A 16180-nucleotide genomic window follows, 5' to 3' on the forward strand; every position below is an offset into this window, starting at 1 on the left:
CATCGCCGCCTTCCGCTGGGTGCTCCCTTGCCCGGTGCGCGCGACGAGAGGCGAACGGTCCGACAAGACCCCCGTTCTCTCCGCTCCCGCCGCCGCTTCGGTTCGCCGGCCGAGCGAGCCCTCCCTTGCGACGGGACAGGTGGAGCATGAGGCAGGTTGGGGGTGAGGCGAGCTGTTTGGCGTGAGCGGCGGGCGAGGGCAGGAAATGTCAGGGATTGCGGTTCGGGGTTCCGATGCCAGGCGTCTTATCCTTCTCCCCTTGCGGGAGAAGGTGGACGGCGAAGCCGGACGGATGAGGGGTTGCGCGACGTTCAACTCGCGGCCGTCATCTAGCGTCGCGAGACCCCTCATCCGGCCCTGACGGGCCACCTTCTCCCGCAAGGGGAGAAGGATTTAAGCTCTTACCGCCCGGCTGGCGTCGACGCCCAGGGCCGACAGGGCGGTCGCCGCGATGTGGTCGGCGTCGAGACCGGCCTGGGCGTACATGGCCTCGGGCTTGTCCTGCTCCTGGAAGACGTCGGGCAGGGTCAGGGTGCGGATCTTGAGGCCTGCGTCCAGCGCGCCCTTCTCGGCCAGCAGTTGCAGGACGAAGGCGCCGAAGCCGCCCATGGCGCCCTCTTCCACCGTGATCAGGCATTCATGCTCGCGCGCCAGACGCAGGATCATGTCGGCGTCCAGCGGCTTGGCGAAGCGGGCGTCGGCGACGGTGGCCGAGACGCCGCGCGCGGCCAGCAGATCGGCGGCCTTGAGCGATTCCTGCAGGCGGGTGCCCAGCGACAGGATGGCGACCGAGGTCCCCTCGCGGACGATGCGGCCCTTGCCGATCTCCAGCGGGGCGGCCAGTTCGGGAATCTCGACGCCCACGCCGTCGCCGCGCGGATAGCGGAAGGCGCTGGGGCGGTCGTCGATGGCCAGCGAGGTCGAGATCATGGCGGCCAGTTCGGCCTCGTCGGCGGCGGCCATCAGGACCATGCCGGGCAGAGCCCCCATGAAGCCGATGTCGAAGCTGCCCGCGTGGGTCGCGCCATCGGCGCCGACCAGACCCGCGCGGTCCATGGCGAAGCGCACCGGCAGGGACTGGATCGCCACATCGTGGACGACCTGATCATAGCCGCGCTGCAGGAAGGTCGAATAGATGGCGCAGACCGGCTTCATCCCGTCCGCCGCCAGACCGGCAGCGAAGGTGACGGCGTGCTGCTCGGCGATGCCGACGTCGAAGGTCCGGTCGGGGAAGGCCTGACCGAACAGGTCCAGCCCCGTGCCGGTCGGCATGGCGGCGGTGATGGCCACGATGCTGGGGTCGTTGCGGGCGTGCTTGATCAGCTCGGTCCCGAAGACCTTGGTGTAGCTGGGGGCGTTGGAGACGGCCTTGGCCTGCTTGCCCGAGACGACGTCGAACTTGACCACGCCATGATACTTGTCGGCGCTGTCCTCGGCCGGGGCGTAGCCCTTGCCCTTCTGCGTCACGACGTGGACCAGCACCGGACGGTCGGTGATGGCGGCGGCGTTTTTCAGGATGGGGACCAGGTTCTCCATGTCGTGACCGTCGATCGGCCCGATGTAGTAGAAGCCCAGTTCCTCGAAGAAGGTGCCGCCGACGATCATGCCGCGAGCATATTCCTCGGCCTTGCGCGCCGCGTCGCGGAAGGGGCGCGGCATGTGGTCGACGAACTTCTTTCCGACCTTGCGGATGTTCTGATAGGCGCCGCCCGAAACCTGTTTGGCCAGATAGGCGCTCATGCCGCCGACGGGCGGGGCGATCGACATGTCGTTGTCGTTCAGGACGACCATCAGCTGACCGTTGGTGGCCTCGGCGGCGTTGTTCATCGCCTCATAGGCCATGCCCGCCGACATGGAGCCGTCGCCGATGACGGCCACGACCTTGTTCTTCTCGCCCTTGGCGTCGCGGGCGGCGGCGAAACCGAGCGCCGCGCTGATCGAGGTCGAGGCGTGGGCCGCGCCGAAGGGGTCGTATTCGCTCTCGGTGCGCTTGGTGAAGCCCGACAGGCCGCCGGCCTGACGCAGGGTGCGGATGCGGTCGCGGCGCCCGGTCAGAATCTTGTGCGGATAGCACTGATGGCCGACGTCCCAGATCAGGATGTCCTTGGGCGTCTCGAACACATGGTGCAGGGCGACCGTCAGCTCGACCACGCCGAGCGCCGATCCCAGATGGCCGCCGGTGACCGAAACCGCGTCGATGGTTTCAGCCCGCACGTCGTCGGCCAACTGTTTCAGCCGCGCGATATCGAACCCGCGCATATCGGCAGGAACAGTGACGGTGTCGAGAACGGGAGTATCAGGCATCGTAAAGGGGGGCCTTTGACGCGGATCGTCAGTCAGTTAACCCGCGGACAGCGGGGGCGTTTCCTATCAGGACCTGCGCTTGAGCACAAAGTCCACGCTGGCCTTGAGGATTTCTCCGTCGTGGCCGAACGGATCCAGGTGGGAGCGGGCCTGATCGGCCAGGTGCGCGACCCTGTGCCGCGCCGCGTCGACGCCCAGCAGGGTGACGAAATTGGTCTTGCCCAGGGCGGCGTCCTTGCCGCCGGCGGCCTTGCCCAGTTCGGCGGCGTCGCCTTCGACGTCCAGCAGATCGTCGACGATCTGATAGGCCAGACCGATGTCGTGGGCGAAGCTGATCAGCGCGTGACGGTGGCTGTCGCGCGCCTTGGCGATGATCAGGGGAATCTCGAAGGCGTAGGCGAACAGGGCGCCGGTCTTGAGCCGCTGCATCCGGGCGACGCCGCCGAGGTCGTCGCGAACGCCCAGCAGGTCGATCATCTGGCCGCCGGCCATGCCGCGCGCGCCCGACGCAAAGGACAGACGCCGGGCCAGCTCGCAGCGGATGGCCGGGTCCTCGTGGGTGTCTTCGTCGAGGATGATGTCGAAGGCGGCGGTCTGCAGCGCGTCGCCGGCCAGGATGGCGGTCGCCTCGTCATAGGCGATGTGCAGGGTCGGACGCCCACGCCGCATGTCGTCGTCGTCCATGGCCGGCAGGTCGTCATGCACCAGGGAATAGGCGTGGACGCATTCCAGGGCGCAGGCGGCGCGCAGCACGGCCCGCTCGTCGACATTGAACAGCCGCCCCGCCTCGATGGCGAAGAAGGGCCGCAACCGCTTGCCGGGGCCGAGCGCGGCATAGCGCATGGCCTCGGTCAGACGGGATTCGGGGCCGTCGGCGCGCGGCAGCAGCTCGTCGAGGGCGACGGTGACCAGATCGGCGATCTCGGCCACCCGGTCGATGACGGCCTGTTCAGGGGAATTGGCGGCGAGCACAGTCACAGGCGTGCGTCAGCCGAACTCGGCCGGTTCGACGCCCTTGGCCTGACCATCGGCGCCGACCACGATCTTCTCGACCCGCAGTTGAGCGGCCTTGAGCCGGGCCTCGCAGTGGGCCTTCAGGCGCGCGCCCTCTTCGTACAGGGCGATGGATTCTTCCAGCGGGGCCTGCCCGGACTCCAGACGCGAGACGATGCCTTCCAGACGCGACAGGGCGTCCTCGAAGCTGAGATCGGCGGAGACGGCGGGGGAAACGGATGCGTCGGTCATGATGCGGGCAACCTAGAGACGCCCGCCCGGCGCATCAACGACGAAAGGGCTCAGCGCCGCTCGTAGCGACGTTGCGACCAGTATTTGAAGCCCTGGTTCTCGGCCAGACGCCAGCCGTGGGCCTTCAGCTTCTGGCCGACCATGTGGTTGAAATAGCCGTGAGCCAAAACCAGGACGTCGTGGCCTTCGGACGCACGGGCGATCAGGATACGGGCGGCCTGATCGGCGCGAACCTCGGCCTCCGCGCGGGTCTCCTGGCCTTCGTGGTGATTGAAGACGTGCCACCAGAAGCGCGAGATCACGCCCCACAGGCGCGGCGACAGCTTGAGCCAGTTCGGCGCGGCCGGCGGCGGCAGGGGCGCCTCGATGAACAGGGCGTCGACCAGGACCTCGCGGTCGCGGGCCACGGCGCGGGCCGTTTCCTGGGCGCGCGGACGCGACGAGGCGTAGATGGCGCCCGCGCCCTCGGCGGCGGTCAGCAGGGTCTGGGGCGGCGTCTGGCCGGCGCGCAGGCCGCCGACCTCGTAGCGGCCCCACCAGTCGCGGTATTCGTCCGAGGTGATCAGACATTTGCGTGACAGGGCCGGTTCGCCGTGGCGCGCCAGAATGATCGCGCCAAACGCCGTCGCCGCCTGAAGGGCGCGACTCGCCTCTGAAGGCGTCGATGCGGCGGATTCGGTGTGAGTCATGAGTGCGGGAGAAGTCATAGCATGGGGAGCGGCCTGTGGAATCAAGGCTTTGGCGTCCCTCAATCTCCCCCGAATGCGGTTGACGGGGCAGGCGTTTCGTCGCCCCTTGGAAGACGGTGGTAGCCCCCGAGGCGCGCCCCTGCAACCACCAAGCGATGACAGCCTCGCGAGCGAGCGCTGCAGCCTCGACCGACACGCGTTGCGGCGCTAGAGCGAAATCGGTTGTTGGACGAGTCCAACTCAACTCAGATTTCGCTCCAGCATGGATGCTGGACCATTTTTTGGGTTCGGGTCGATTCGACCTGAAACAAAAATGGTCTATGGCCGAAGCCATGACCGAACCCGCGATCCGCCCCGCCCGACCCGACGACGCCGCCGCCCTGGGCGTGCTCGGCCGCCAGACCTTCATCGACACCTTCGTCACGGGCTTCGGCATCCCCTACCCCGCCGACGACCTGGCCGCCTTCCTCGACAAGAGCTTCAGCGTCGAGACCATTCTGTCGAAACTGGCCGAGCCCGGCGCCGCCTGGTGGGTGGCCGACCGCGAGGGCGAGATCCTGGGCTTCGCCAATACCGGGCCGAACACCCTGCCCCATCCCGACGCCCGCGCCAGCCACGCCGAACTGCGCCGCCTCTACATCAGCCGTGACGCGCAAGGCCTGGGTCTGGGCACCCGACTTCTGAAGCTCGCCCTGGAGTGGATGGAGGCCAACACCGACGGCCCCCTGTGGATCGGCGTGTGGAGCGGCAACGAAAAGGCCCAGAAACTCTACGCCGCCTACGGCTTCGAGAAGGCCGGGGAATACGACTATCCGGTCGGCGCCTGGAACGACCACGAGTTCATCTTGCGGCGCGGCTGATCGCGGCCCAGTCTGATCCCATGCTCCTGCCCTTCTTCACCGCCCTGCGCGAAGCCCGTGTGCCGGTTTCGCTGAAGGAATGGCTCCATCTGATGGAGGCCATGGACAAGGACGTGGCGGGGCGGGAGGTCGAGGCCTTTTACCATCTGTCGCGGGCGGTGCTGGTCAAGGACGAGAAGCACTATGACCGGTTCGATCAGGTGTTCGCCAAGGTGTTCAAGGGGCTGGAGACGGTCGGCGCGGGCGAGGACCTGACCACCGACATTCCCGAGGACTGGCTGCGGCTGCTGACCGAGAAGTTCCTGACCGACGAGGAGAAGGCCCAGATCGAGGCCCTCGGCGGCTTCGACAAGCTTATGGAGACGCTGAAGCAGCGTCTGGACGAGCAGAAGGAGCGCCACGAGGGCGGCAACCGCTGGATCGGCACCGGCGGAACCAGCCCCTTCGGCCACGGCGGTTATAATCCCGAAGGCGTGCGCATCGGCGGCCCCGGCAAGCAGGGCCGCGCGGTCAAGGTCTGGGAGAAGCGCGAATACCGGAATCTGGACGACGGCGTCGAACTGGGCACTCGCAACATCAAGATCGCCCTGCGCCGCCTGCGCCGCTTCGCCCGCGAAGGCGCGGCCGAAGAACTGGACATGGACGGCACCATCGACGGCACGGCGCGTCAGGGCTGGCTGGACATCCGCATGCGGCCCGAGCGGCGCAATACGATCAAGGTCCTGCTGTTCCTCGACATCGGCGGGTCGATGGATGGCCATATCAAGCTGTGCGAGGAGCTGTTCTCGGCGGCCAAGACCGAGTTCAAGAACCTGGAGTTCTTCTACTTCCACAACTGCCTCTACGAAGGGGTGTGGAAGGACAACCGGCGCCGGCACAACGAGAAGATTCCGACCTGGGATGTGCTGAACAAATACCCCGGCGACTGGCGCGCCATCTTCGTCGGCGACGCCACGATGAGCCCCTATGAGATCACCATGCCGGGCGGTTCGGTCGAGCACTGGAACGAGGAGGCCGGCGCCGTCTGGCTGAAACGCGCCCGGCAGCAGTGGGACAAGTCGGTCTGGTTGAACCCCGTCACCGAACGCTACTGGAGCTACACCCAGTCGGTCGGCCTGATCCGCGAGGTCATGGACCAGCGGATGTATGCCCTGACGCTGGACGGACTGGACAAGGCCATGCGGGCGCTGACACGGTAGGCGCCTGATCCGGGAGGCCCAGCTTCGGGAGAGATGCGATGACGACGGCTCTGCTCTTCGCCTTCATGCTGCAACAGGCCGCGTCGCCCGGCGTGGTCTGGTCCGACGAACCGCCCGCCCCGGTCGAGGAGGTCGCCGTCGCGGCGCCGGTTCGCGCCCTGCCCGCCCTCGCCCTGGCCGATCCCTATGGCTGGGAGCGGTCGCAATGCAGCCCCTTCATCCGCAAGGACGAGCCGCTGGCGCATTGTCAGGCTCGGGTGCGGGTGACGCTGGCCGCCGTCATGGGCGACCGACTGCCTGACGGCCTGCGGCCCTCGGCGGCGCTGGAGAACTGCACCCCCGGCACGGCGGCGAACGGCTATGCCATGCAGTGCGGGCCGCGACCCGTCGCGGCGCTCGGCGCGCCGACGCCGCTCGAAAAGGTCTGCGACAACCGCCCCCAGCGCACGACCAGCGGCGCCATCGCCTTCAACAGCGAGTGCCGCCCGGCGGCGGGCGAGGCGCGCGCACAGGACGGCTTGCGCATCCGTCTGGGCGGTGACTGACCCAGGCATGAAAAGGCCGCCGTTCCCGCGGGAGCGGCGGCCCGATCGGTGCTGACTTTAGTGGCGGTCGCCCCGCAGGGTGTCCTTGATCCCACCGACGGCGTTCTGGACCTTGCCGGCCACCTGATCGGCGCGGCCCTCGGCTTTCAGCTTCTCGTCGCCGGTCAGCTTGCCGGCGGCTTCCTTGATCTTGCCGCCCATATTCTTGGCGGCGCCTTCCATACGGTCACGATCGGGCATGATACGTCCCTGTACTGACGCCGCCAGAGTGACGACGCTTCGACAGAAACAACCGTTCGGCGTCGCGCCGGTTCCCTAAATTCGTGACCGCAGCCATTTGGCCACGGCCCAGGCGTGGGCCTCGTGGCGCAGGCGGGACACGGCTTCCAGCGGATCCAGCCAGACCAGTTCGTGGTCGTCCTCGCATTTGGTCCCGGCGTCGAAACCGGCCAGACGCACGGTCCAGAATCCCCCGGCGTTGTTGACCGCCGAGCCGTCGGTGCGAAGGAAATACTGCGCCGCCTCGGTCAGACGATCCTCGGGCTGGACGATCAGGCCGGTTTCCTCGGCGAACTCGCGGATCAGGGCCTGCTGCTCGCTTTCCTCGCCGTCGACGGCGCCGCCCGGCAGATCGAAATAGCAGCCCTCGCCCCGATCCACGCGCACGCAGGCCAGCTTGCCGTCCCGTTCGGCCAGACCAAAGGCGGCGGGGCGGTGGAGGTAGTCGAGACCCGGTCGGGCCGTTCCAAACTGAAGCTTCATGACGGCAGACTAACGCGCGGCGAAGCCGATGCGAAAGGGCCTAAAGATCGAAGACCAGCCGCGCCCGCACGCCGGGGTGGTCGGCGTCGAACTCGACCGCCGAGCGCAGGCCGCCAGCCATGGCTGAAACGATCTTGGCCCCCAGGCCGGTGCCCTTGGGGGCGCCGTCGCCCAGGCCCGGCCCGTCGTCCTCGACGGTCAGGACCGCCCGGCCCTCGGTTGCGCCTTCCAGCACCACGCGGATCTCGCCGTCCTCGCCCGGGGCATAGGCGTATTTGACGGCGTTGGTGACCAGTTCGGTGACGATGACGCCCAGCGACACCGCCTGATCTGTAGTCACCCGCATCGGCTCGGCGCGAAGGGTCAGGCGAGGCGAACCGTCGTCGGGACCGACCGACTTGCCCAGTTCCTCGACCAGGCCCGTCAGGTATTCGTCCATCGCCACCGTGGCCATGTCCGCAGAGGTGTAGAGGCGGCGATGGACCTGGGCGACCGCCTCGATCCGCACCTGGGCCTCGCGCAGGGCCGAACGGGCGCCTTCGTCCGCCAGCTGGCGCAGCTGCAGGGAGATGAAGCTGGACACCAGTTGCAGTGAGTTGCCAACCCGGTGATTGACCTCGCGCAGCATGGCCTCGGCGCGGTCGCGGGCCAGACGGACCTCTTCGTGAGCCTCGTCGTTCTCGCGTTCCAGACGGCGGCGCAGCAGGGCGTCCTCGATCGCGGAGCGCAGCAGGGCGGTGAAGTCCTCGGACACGTCCTTGATGACGTAGTCGGCGGCGCCGGCGCGCAGGGCGGCCACGGCGATGCGCCCGTCCTGAGCCCCGGTGACATAGACCACCGGCGGCGGGCTCGGCAGGGCCAGGATGTCCGGCAGGACGTCCAGCCCCTCGCGGCCGGGCATGTAGTGGTCCAGAGCGCAGACGTCGAACTCGCCAGTCTGCAGCGCCGCATAGCCGGCGTCGGCGTCCGGCGCGCAGGTCACCTCATAGCCGTGTCGCCCCAACTCCTTCTGGACGAGCCGGGACAGGCCCCGGTCGTCGTCGATGTACAGCAGACGGATGGCGGCCCCCATGTGGATCACGCGGCTCAGATTTCCGGGGCCTGCATGACAGACAGGAACAGGCCCAACTGCTGGATGGCGCCGGCGAAGGCTTCGTAATCCACCGGCTTGGTGATGTAGACGTTGCAGCCCAGGTCGTAGCAGCGCTCGATCTCGACCTTGTCGTCGGTGGTGGTCAGGATCACCACCGGGGCGCGGCGCAGACGCTCGTCGGACTTCACCCGTTCCAGAATATCGGTGCCCGACATGTCCGGCAGGTTGAGGTCCAGCAGGATCAGCAGCGGCCCTTCGGCGCGCACCTCGTCGCTGAACAGATAGTCGAGCGCCGCCCCGCCCTCGGCGAAATGGACGATGTCGTTGGCGATATTGGCGCGCCGGATATTCTTCTCGATGAGCTTGGCGTGACCCAGGTCGTCCTCGACCATGACGATCTTCACGGAGTGGCTCATAGACGGTCTCCTGCATCCCCCGGCACGATCAATCGTGTGGGGAATTTCAAATGGAATGTCGAGCCTTGTCCCAGCTCGGACTCCAGTTCCATGACCCCGCCGAGGCGGCGCACGTTGTTGCGGACGAAGGCCAGGCCCAGGCCCTCGCCCGGCTGGTCCTGTTTCCCGGCGCGACGGAACAGTTCGAAGATACGCTCGTGGTCGCGCGCCGACACGCCGCGCCCGTTGTCGACGACGCGGTAGTGGACGCGGCCGTCGTCGGTCGTCTCGCCCTCGACCACGATGCGGACGGGGCGGCCGGGCTGCTGATATTTGACGGCGTTGTCGAGCAGGTTGCCGAAGATCTGCTCGATCGACAGCCGGTCGCTTTCCAGCACCGGCAAGTCGCGCACGACGATCTCGCCGCCGGACTCGATGGCCTGATGATGGACGCTGTCGGCGATGGCCTTGACCACGGCGGTCATCGGCAGAACCTCGGGAACCAGCGTCCGACGTCCCTCCCGCGACAGCTTGAGAATGGCGTTGATCAGCCGGTCCATCTTGGCGGTGGAGGCGCGGATGAAGCCGACGGCTTCCGGCACGTCCTCGCGCACGGCCCGGAGCGCCTCGGCCTCCACGGCGTCGGGGTGGGTCTTCTCCAGCGCCGTCAGCTGATGATCGAAGATCTTGCCGACCTGCTCCAGCTCGGAGGTGTAGCCCATGACGTTAACCAGGGGCGCGCGCAGGTCGTGGCTGACGATATAGGCGAAACGCTGGATCTCTTCGTTGGCGCGGGTCAGTTCGGCGGTGCGGTCGCGGACCTGGTTTTCCAGCCCGGCGTTGACCCGGTCCAGTTCCATATGCGCCGCCTCGATCTCCTCGACGTAACGCCGCACCAGCCAGACGCTGATGCCGGCCAGGATCAGGATCAGCAGGGCGGCCAGGGCGTTGACCGCCACCGTCACCTGAGAGGCGCGCTCGGATTGATTGGTGCGTTCGACCAGGCGCCGCGCCTCGACCTCGTCGATGGCGGTCAGTTCGACCCGCATCGCGTCCATCATGGACTTGCCCTGACCGCTGCGGATCAGGGACACGGCCTCGCCGATCCGCCCGGTGCGCGTCAGGTCGATGGTATGCTCCATCAGGGCGAGACGTTGTTCATACAGCGATCGCACCCGCCCAAGCCGGGGGGCCAGTTCGTCGTCCGCGCCGACCAGGGCCTCCAGCCGGCCCAACGCCGCGGGCAGAGCCGCGACCGCCTGATCGTGGACGCTCAGATAGTCAGGGCGGGCGGTCAGCATGTAGCCGCGCTGCCCGGTCTCGGCATCGACCAGCAGACCGAGCATGTCCTTGGACGCCAGCCGCACCTGCTGTCCGTGGTCGACGGTGTCGTTATAGGCCGTCGTCCGCTGGATCATGACGAAGGTGGCGGCATTCACCGCCAGCAGCAGCAGGATGGCCAGCGCCAGCAGGGCGATGATGGAACGACTGAGGGTCGGCGTGCGCAGAAAGAGGCTGAAGCTGCGCAGGGCCGGCCGGATGCGATTCATGATTCGAGCATCCGCGACCGAACCCCTTGAGTCCAGCCGTTAACTCGACGCCGGTCAGACCGTGCCGATGGTCCGCAACCGGGCCTTGGGGTGGACCTCGTTCTGGCTCATCACCACCGTCTGGCCGCGGAACCGCTCGATGATCGACCGGACATAGGGGCGGACCTGCGGCCCGGTCAGCAGGACCGGGTTCTCGCCTGACATGGCGGCGCGCTCGAACACGTCGCGGACTGCGCGGATAAAGTCCTGAAGCCGGCTCGGGGCCATGGCCAGTTGTTTGTCCTCGCCCGGACCGATCAGGGCATCGGCGAAGGCCTGCTCCCAGTCCAGCGACAGGCTGACGATCGGCAAGGCGCCGTCGTCGCCCCGGTTGGCCCAGCACAGCTGACGCGCCAGACGGGTGCGGACGTGCTCGACCAGGGTGGTGACGCTGGTGGTGTGCGGCGCCGCCTCGGCCAGACCTTCCAGAATGGCGGCGAGGTCGCGGATCGAGACCTTTTCGCGCAGTAGGGTCTGCAGCACGCGTTGCAGGGTGGTGACGGTGACGACGGTCGGGATCAGTTCCTCGACCAGCTTCTTCTCCTCGCCCTGCAGCTCTTTCAGCAGCTTCTGAACCTCGGCGTAGGACAGCAGGTCGGCCATGTTCTCCTTGAGGATCTCGGTCAGGTGCGTGGTCAGCACCGTCGAGGGATCGACCAGGGTGTAGCCGCGGAAGGTGGCCTCTTCGCGCAGGGATTCGTCGATCCAGGTGGCGGGCAGGCCGAAGGCAGGCTCGCGCGTGTGCTCGCCCGGCAGCTCGACCTGACGACCCGCCGGATCCATGGCCATCAGCTGGGACAGACGCACCTCGCCAGCCCCGGCCTCCATCTCCTTGATGCGGATGGCGTAGCCCTGATTGGACAGGCGCATGTTGTCGAGGATGCGCACGCTCGGCATGACGAAGCCGTATTCCTGGGCCAGCGAACGGCGCAGGGCGCGGATCTGATCGGTCAGGCGACGGCCCTCCAGATCGTTGATCAGCGACAGCAGGGCGTAGCCCAGTTCGATCTTGACCTCGTCGATGGTCAGGGCCGTGGCGATGGGCTCCTCGACGTCTTCCTTGGGCTTCAGATCGACGGTTTCGACCGGCGCCGGCTTCAGCCGGTTGCGGCCCAGCCTCCAGGCCATGAAGCCCGAGCCGATGGCCAGGGCCGCAAACGGGACCAGCGGCATCCCGGGGATCAGGCCGATCAGGCCCGCCGCGCCGGACACCACGCCCAGGCTGACCGGGTTGGTCGCCAGTTGCGCCACCAGGGCCTTGTCCGCCGTGCCCTCGACGCCCGCCTTGGACACCAGGAAACCGGCGGCGATGGAGACGATGATGGCCGGAACCTGGGTCACCAGACCATCGCCGATGGTCAGCAGGACATAGGTGTTGGCGGCCTCGCCGACCGGCATCTTGTGTTGCAGCACGCCGATCAACAGCCCGCCAATGGCGTTGATGAAGGTGATGATCAGGCCGGCCACGGCGTCGCCGCGCACGAATTTCGAGGCGCCGTCCATGGCCCCGAAGAAGGTCGATTCCTGCTCCAGTTCCTTGCGGCGCAGCTTGGCCTGTTCCTCGGTGATCAGGCCCGACGACAGGTCGGCGTCGATGGCCATCTGCTTGCCCGGCATGGAGTCCAGGGTGAAGCGGGCCGAGACCTCGGCGATCCGGGTCGACCCCTTGGTGATGACGACGAAGTTCACCACCAGGACGATGGCGAAGATGATCACCCCGATGATGAAGTTGCCGCCCATCATCAGTTCGCCGAAGGCGTTGATGACCTGGCCGGCGGCGGCGTGGCCTTCCTGGCCGTGGCTCAGGATCAGCCGCGTTGAGGCCAGGTTGAGGCCCAGCCGGTAAAGCGTCGAGACCAGCAGCACCGTGGGGAAGATGGCGAAGTCCAGCGGCCGCTTCATCATCACGGCCGTCATCAGGATCAGCACGCTGGAGACGATCGAGATCGCCAGCAGCAGGTCCAGCAGCATCTTCGGGATGGGCACGATCAGCAGCATGATCACGCCGATCACGCCGACCGACATCAGCACTTCGCCGCGCATCACCCAGCCGAGCGCGTCACGCCCGGTCGGGCGCGCATAGCCGTCCTTCATCAGGATCGGCGCATCAACCATGGCGGCGGACGAAGATCATCCCGCCTGATGACAGGATTCGCAGGGTGTCAGCCATGCCCCAGCGCCTTGAGCGCCAGACGGGTCGCGTCGGCGATGACGGCTTCGCGTTGGGCGTCGGTCGACTCCCGCGTGGCGTGGAAATAGACGGCGATGACGATGGGCGCGCCGCTCCCGACGTCGCTGGGCGGCTGGATCAGGCCGATGTCGTTGGTCGGGCCATAGCCGCCGGTGCCGATCTTGTGCGCCACGGTCCAGCCGTCTGGGACGCCCGCCTTGATACGGCCCTGCCCGGTCGGGGTGTCGGTCATCCAGCGCATCAGCAGGGCCTTGGAGGCGGCGTTCAGCGGGGTGTCCGGCGAGACCAGCAGGCGGCTGATGTTCTGCACCGACTGGATCGGGGTGATGGTGTCCTTGTCGCCGTCGAGACGGTTCATCTCGGGCTCGAGCCGGTCGACGCGGGTGCTGGCGTCGCCGATGCCGCGATAGAAGGCGCGAAGCGCGTCCAGCCCGCCCATTTCCCGGATCAGGATGTTGGCGGCGGGGTTGTCGCTCAGTTCGACCGTCGCCTTCATCAACTGTTCGACAGTCAGGGTCGAGCCGATGGCCGGTTCCGTGGTCGGGGCGTGGTTGACCATGTCGGCGCGGGTGATCGGGATGGCGCGATCCAGCCGCTCCTGCCCCGCCTGCACGCGCAGCAGCATGGCGGCGGCCAGATACATCTTGAAGGTCGAGCAATAGACGAACCGTTCGTCGCCGCGCCAGGCGGCGTTCATTCCCGCCGAGGCGACCGCGACGCCCAGACGACCGCCGTGCCGCGCCTCAAGCGCTGAAAGGTCCAGATCCAGGGCTCCGGCGTCGGCGTCGGCCTCGCGCACGCAACCCGTCAGCGCCAGCGCCCCGGCGCCCAGCAGGACGGTCCTGCGGACGGCGCGCATGGTCAGCCCACGGCGCCGTAGGCGGCGGCGACGCCCGATTGCGGGGCCGGGATCGGCGTGCCCTCGTCGGCGTATTCGTTCAGCTTATTGCGCAGGGTGCGGATCGAGATGCCCAGGATGGTCGCCGCATGGGTGCGGTTGCCCAGGCAGTGCGACAGGGTGTCGAGGATCAGCGTCTTCTCCATCTCGGCCACGGTCTGACCGACGAAGCCGCGGGTCATGGCGTCGGCCATCTGGGCCGCATGGCCGGCGACCCCGGCGTCATAGGTCGAGGCGGCGGGCGACGGCGCGGTCGAGCCGCCTTCCAGCAGCGGCCGGCCGTCGGGCAGGCGGAGCGCGTCGACGTCGATCTCGGAGCCCGTCGCCAGCAGGACGGCGCGGTGCATGGCGTTTTCCAACTCGCGCACGTTGCCGGGCCAGCGGTGGCCGACCAGGGCGCGGCGAGCGTCAGACGAAATGGGACGCGGCGGCACGCCGTTGGCGACGGCGTATTTGCGGATGAAGTGATCCGACAGGACGGCGATGTCGCCCGGCCGTTCGCGCAAGGACGGCAGACGCAGGTTGACGACGTTCAGGCGGTACAGCAGGTCCTCGCGGAACGTGCCTTCGGCCACGGCCTTGGCCAGGTCGCGGTTCGAGGTGGCGATGATGCGAATGTTGACCGGCACGGGCTTGGAGCCGCCGACGCGGTCGATGACCCGCTCCTGAATGGCGCGCAGCAGTTTGGCCTGCAACCGGGCGTCCATCTCGCTGATTTCGTCCAGCAGCAGGGTGCCGCCGTCGGCCTCTTCGAACTTGCCGATGCGGCGGGCCACGGCGCCGGTAAAGGCCCCCTTCTCGTGGCCGAACAGCTCGGATTCCAGCAGGTTGTCGGGAATGGCGGCGCAGTTGACGCTGATGAAGGCGCGATCGGCGCGCTTGGAGCCGTTGTGCAGGTGACGGGCCATCACCTCCTTGCCGACGCCGCTTTCGCCGGTGATCAGGATGGAGGCGTCCGAACGCGCCACCTGATCGGCCAGGGCCACGACCGCCTTCATCGCCGGATCGGCCGAGATCATCGGCCGTTCGTCGTCGGCCACGGCCGACAGGACGGCGGCGATCAGATCCGCCTCGGGCGGCAGGGGGATGAACTCCTTGGCCCCGGCGCGGATGGCGTCGGCGGCTTCCTTGGCGTCGGCGTCCACGCCGCAGGCCACGATCGGCACGAAGATGCGCTCAGCGTCATTGGCGGCGATCAGGGCGGCGATGTCGATGCGGTAGTCGACCATCATCAGGTCGGCCCCCTGCCCGCGCCGCAGTTGCTCGGTCGCCTGATCGGCGCGTTCGACGTGCTGGACCTTGGCGCCGTGCGCCATGGCCATCTTCACCGCCGTCGCCAGCTGTCCGCTGAGCCTGCCAACCACCAGAAGCCGCATGGGTCTTCTCCTCTAGAGCGCTATTCCGAAAACAGGGCGGCCGATCAGGCGCCCTTGTCCTCGGTCTTGATGATTTCCGTCATGGTCACGCCCAGGCGGTCCTCGACGACGACGACCTCCCCGCGGGCGACCAGGCGGTTGTTGACGAAGATGTCGATGGCCTCGCCGACCTTGCGGTCCAGTTCGAGCACCGATCCCCGGTTCAGCTTCAGCAACTGGGCGACGGACATGTGGGCCTTGCCCAGCACGGCCGAGATGTTGACCGGCACGTCGAAGACGGTGGCCAGATCGGCGGCGGACTTGTCGCCGCCCTCGTCGGCGACGTTGAGCGCGGTGGAATCGCCGAACTCTTCCAGGGCAAGGTCGTCGGTGGCCATCAGAAGGCGCTCCTGTCGAGGGGTTCAGCATGGCCGGCCTCGGCCGCGAGTGCGGCCTCCAGCGCGGCGGAAACACGGGCGGCGACGCCCTCGGGATCAAACTCGGCGCGGCCGTCGGCCCATTCCAGTGTGAAGGCGGATGCGGGCGCCCCGGCGTCCTCGCGGAAGGCGATCAGGCCGCTAAAACCCGCGTCGGCGCACAGGGCCTCGACGTGGGCGCGGGCGGCTTCGTCCAGACCGGCGGCGCGGACCTGCAACCGGGGCGAAGCGTCGATCTCTTGCGCCAATTGCTCGATGGCGGCTTCCAGAGGACGGCGCGGGAAGCGGTCGAAGGCGGCGGAGGCCAGGACGCGGGCGGCGGCGACCGACAGTTCGGCCGACTGGCGCCGGTGCGCCTCGACGACCATGCTGAGGGTCCCGGCCGAATGGGCCACCGACTGGGCCAGGGCGGACAGGGCGTCGGCGCGCAGAGCCTCGACCTCGGCCAGGGCCTGCTGCCGGGCCTCCAGCCGCGCCTGGGCGACCAGGGCCTCGACCTCGGCCGGCGCGAAGGAGCGCTTCATCGGCTGCCAGGTCGAGGGGCGCACGACGTCGCCGGCCGCGTCGAACTCGGTGTCGAAAATGAAGGGGCGAGCGGTGGAAAGGATGGCGGTCATG

17 protein-coding genes are annotated in these 16180 nt (G+C 67.9%); 3 read left to right on the forward strand and 14 right to left on the reverse strand.

The genetic code is table 11. From position 1 onward, the window contains the following. Positions 1 to 393: 393 nt before the first annotated feature. The 4 genes from dxs to AC1DJ5_RS00020 all read right to left on the reverse strand — a co-directional run bounded on the left by dxs (position 394) and on the right by AC1DJ5_RS00020 (position 4238). Complete coding sequence (gene dxs, locus AC1DJ5_RS00005; RefSeq protein ID WP_477019253.1) at positions 394 to 2304, reverse strand: 1-deoxy-D-xylulose-5-phosphate synthase; 1911 nt, start codon at positions 2302 to 2304, stop codon at positions 394 to 396. A 66-nt stretch (positions 2305 to 2370) separates the two neighbouring features. Then, on the reverse strand, positions 2371 to 3243 hold the full coding sequence (locus tag AC1DJ5_RS00010) for a polyprenyl synthetase family protein (RefSeq protein ID WP_477019473.1): 873 nt from the start codon (positions 3241 to 3243) through the stop codon (positions 2371 to 2373). 48 nt (positions 3244 to 3291) lie between these two features. Next, positions 3292 to 3549: an exodeoxyribonuclease VII small subunit gene (locus AC1DJ5_RS00015; RefSeq protein WP_441455645.1), complete on the reverse strand. Its 258-nt coding sequence runs from the start codon at positions 3547 to 3549 to the stop codon at positions 3292 to 3294. Positions 3550 to 3599: 50 nt separating this feature from the next. Continuing rightward, positions 3600 to 4238 (reverse strand): histidine phosphatase family protein, encoded by a 639-nt coding sequence (locus tag AC1DJ5_RS00020; protein WP_441455647.1) that lies wholly within the window; start codon positions 4236 to 4238, stop codon positions 3600 to 3602. Positions 4239 to 4570: 332 nt separating this feature from the next. Between AC1DJ5_RS00020 and AC1DJ5_RS00025 the strand changes: the two genes are divergently transcribed. The 3 genes from AC1DJ5_RS00025 to AC1DJ5_RS00035 are packed head-to-tail and all read left to right on the forward strand — an operon-like array spanning position 4571 to position 6842. After that, a complete protein-coding gene (locus AC1DJ5_RS00025; protein ID WP_441455648.1) occupies positions 4571 to 5098 on the forward strand; it encodes a GNAT family N-acetyltransferase in 528 nt (175 codons plus the stop codon). Between the two features lie 20 nt (positions 5099 to 5118). Beyond that, complete coding sequence (locus AC1DJ5_RS00030) at positions 5119 to 6297, forward strand: vWA domain-containing protein (RefSeq protein WP_477019254.1); 1179 nt, start codon at positions 5119 to 5121, stop codon at positions 6295 to 6297. A gap of 38 nt (positions 6298 to 6335) precedes the next feature. Continuing rightward, positions 6336 to 6842 (forward strand): hypothetical protein, encoded by a 507-nt coding sequence (locus AC1DJ5_RS00035; RefSeq protein WP_477019255.1) that lies wholly within the window; start codon positions 6336 to 6338, stop codon positions 6840 to 6842. 57 nt (positions 6843 to 6899) lie between these two features. On the opposite strand, the gene AC1DJ5_RS00040 is transcribed toward AC1DJ5_RS00035, so the two are convergent. From AC1DJ5_RS00040 to AC1DJ5_RS00085, 10 genes are all read right to left on the reverse strand, one after another. Next, positions 6900 to 7082, reverse strand: a complete 183-nt coding sequence (locus tag AC1DJ5_RS00040; protein WP_477019256.1) for a CsbD family protein — start codon at positions 7080 to 7082, stop codon at positions 6900 to 6902. A gap of 75 nt (positions 7083 to 7157) precedes the next feature. Continuing rightward, on the reverse strand, positions 7158 to 7604 hold the full coding sequence (locus AC1DJ5_RS00045) for an NUDIX domain-containing protein (RefSeq protein WP_441455653.1): 447 nt from the start codon (positions 7602 to 7604) through the stop codon (positions 7158 to 7160). Between the two features lie 40 nt (positions 7605 to 7644). After that, a complete protein-coding gene (locus tag AC1DJ5_RS00050) occupies positions 7645 to 8676 on the reverse strand; it encodes a sensor histidine kinase (protein WP_477019474.1) in 1032 nt (343 codons plus the stop codon). 14 nt (positions 8677 to 8690) lie between these two features. Continuing rightward, positions 8691 to 9113, reverse strand: coding sequence for a response regulator (locus tag AC1DJ5_RS00055; RefSeq protein ID WP_441455654.1), 423 nt, complete (start codon positions 9111 to 9113; stop codon positions 8691 to 8693). Beyond that, positions 9110 to 10642, reverse strand: coding sequence for a sensor histidine kinase (locus AC1DJ5_RS00060; RefSeq protein WP_477019257.1), 1533 nt, complete (start codon positions 10640 to 10642; stop codon positions 9110 to 9112). Before AC1DJ5_RS00060 ends, AC1DJ5_RS00055 begins: the two co-directional genes overlap by 4 nt. Positions 10643 to 10696: 54 nt before the next feature. Further along, complete coding sequence (gene flhA / locus AC1DJ5_RS00065) at positions 10697 to 12775, reverse strand: flagellar biosynthesis protein FlhA (RefSeq protein ID WP_441455862.1); 2079 nt, start codon at positions 12773 to 12775, stop codon at positions 10697 to 10699. A 68-nt stretch (positions 12776 to 12843) separates the two neighbouring features. Continuing rightward, entirely contained in the window at positions 12844 to 13731 is an 888-nt protein-coding gene (gene bla / locus AC1DJ5_RS00070; RefSeq protein ID WP_477019258.1) for a class A beta-lactamase, read from the reverse strand. Between the two features lie 2 nt (positions 13732 to 13733). Next, positions 13734 to 15146: a sigma-54-dependent transcriptional regulator FlbD gene (gene flbD / locus AC1DJ5_RS00075; RefSeq protein WP_441455660.1), complete on the reverse strand. Its 1413-nt coding sequence runs from the start codon at positions 15144 to 15146 to the stop codon at positions 13734 to 13736. Positions 15147 to 15190: 44 nt separating this feature from the next. After that, positions 15191 to 15523: a flagellar motor switch protein FliN gene (fliN, locus tag AC1DJ5_RS00080; protein WP_441455661.1), complete on the reverse strand. Its 333-nt coding sequence runs from the start codon at positions 15521 to 15523 to the stop codon at positions 15191 to 15193. Beyond that, a complete protein-coding gene (locus AC1DJ5_RS00085) occupies positions 15523 to 16179 on the reverse strand; it encodes a FliH/SctL family protein (protein WP_477019259.1) in 657 nt (218 codons plus the stop codon). The genes fliN and AC1DJ5_RS00085 overlap by 1 nt, the downstream gene beginning before the upstream one ends. Position 16180: the final 1 nt, after the last annotated feature.

This window comes from Brevundimonas sp. 01N35, assembly GCF_056399785.1.

Excerpts from the sequence above, each read along its gene's own strand:
- dxs (WP_477019253.1), bottom strand. The coding sequence starts at position 2,304 with ATGCCTGATACTCCCGTTCTCGACACCGTCACTGTTCCTGCCGATATG.
- AC1DJ5_RS00015 (WP_441455645.1), bottom strand. The coding sequence starts at position 3,549 with ATGACCGACGCATCCGTTTCCCCCGCCGTCTCCGCCGATCTCAGCTTC.
- AC1DJ5_RS00020 (WP_441455647.1), bottom strand. The coding sequence starts at position 4,238 with ATGACTCACACCGAATCCGCCGCATCGACGCCTTCAGAGGCGAGTCGC.
- AC1DJ5_RS00025 (WP_441455648.1), top strand. The coding sequence starts at position 4,571 with ATGACCGAACCCGCGATCCGCCCCGCCCGACCCGACGACGCCGCCGCC.
- AC1DJ5_RS00030 (WP_477019254.1), top strand. The coding sequence starts at position 5,119 with ATGCTCCTGCCCTTCTTCACCGCCCTGCGCGAAGCCCGTGTGCCGGTT.
- AC1DJ5_RS00035 (WP_477019255.1), top strand. The coding sequence starts at position 6,336 with ATGACGACGGCTCTGCTCTTCGCCTTCATGCTGCAACAGGCCGCGTCG.
- AC1DJ5_RS00040 (WP_477019256.1), bottom strand. The coding sequence starts at position 7,082 with ATGCCCGATCGTGACCGTATGGAAGGCGCCGCCAAGAATATGGGCGGC.
- AC1DJ5_RS00045 (WP_441455653.1), bottom strand. The coding sequence starts at position 7,604 with ATGAAGCTTCAGTTTGGAACGGCCCGACCGGGTCTCGACTACCTCCAC.
- AC1DJ5_RS00050 (WP_477019474.1), bottom strand. The coding sequence starts at position 8,676 with ATGGGGGCCGCCATCCGTCTGCTGTACATCGACGACGACCGGGGCCTG.
- AC1DJ5_RS00055 (WP_441455654.1), bottom strand. The coding sequence starts at position 9,113 with ATGAGCCACTCCGTGAAGATCGTCATGGTCGAGGACGACCTGGGTCAC.
- AC1DJ5_RS00060 (WP_477019257.1), bottom strand. The coding sequence starts at position 10,642 with ATGAATCGCATCCGGCCGGCCCTGCGCAGCTTCAGCCTCTTTCTGCGC.
- flhA (WP_441455862.1), bottom strand. The coding sequence starts at position 12,775 with ATGAAGGACGGCTATGCGCGCCCGACCGGGCGTGACGCGCTCGGCTGG.
- bla (WP_477019258.1), bottom strand. The coding sequence starts at position 13,731 with ATGCGCGCCGTCCGCAGGACCGTCCTGCTGGGCGCCGGGGCGCTGGCG.
- flbD (WP_441455660.1), bottom strand. The coding sequence starts at position 15,146 with ATGCGGCTTCTGGTGGTTGGCAGGCTCAGCGGACAGCTGGCGACGGCG.
- fliN (WP_441455661.1), bottom strand. The coding sequence starts at position 15,523 with ATGGCCACCGACGACCTTGCCCTGGAAGAGTTCGGCGATTCCACCGCG.
- AC1DJ5_RS00085 (WP_477019259.1), bottom strand. The coding sequence starts at position 16,179 with ATGACCGCCATCCTTTCCACCGCTCGCCCCTTCATTTTCGACACCGAG.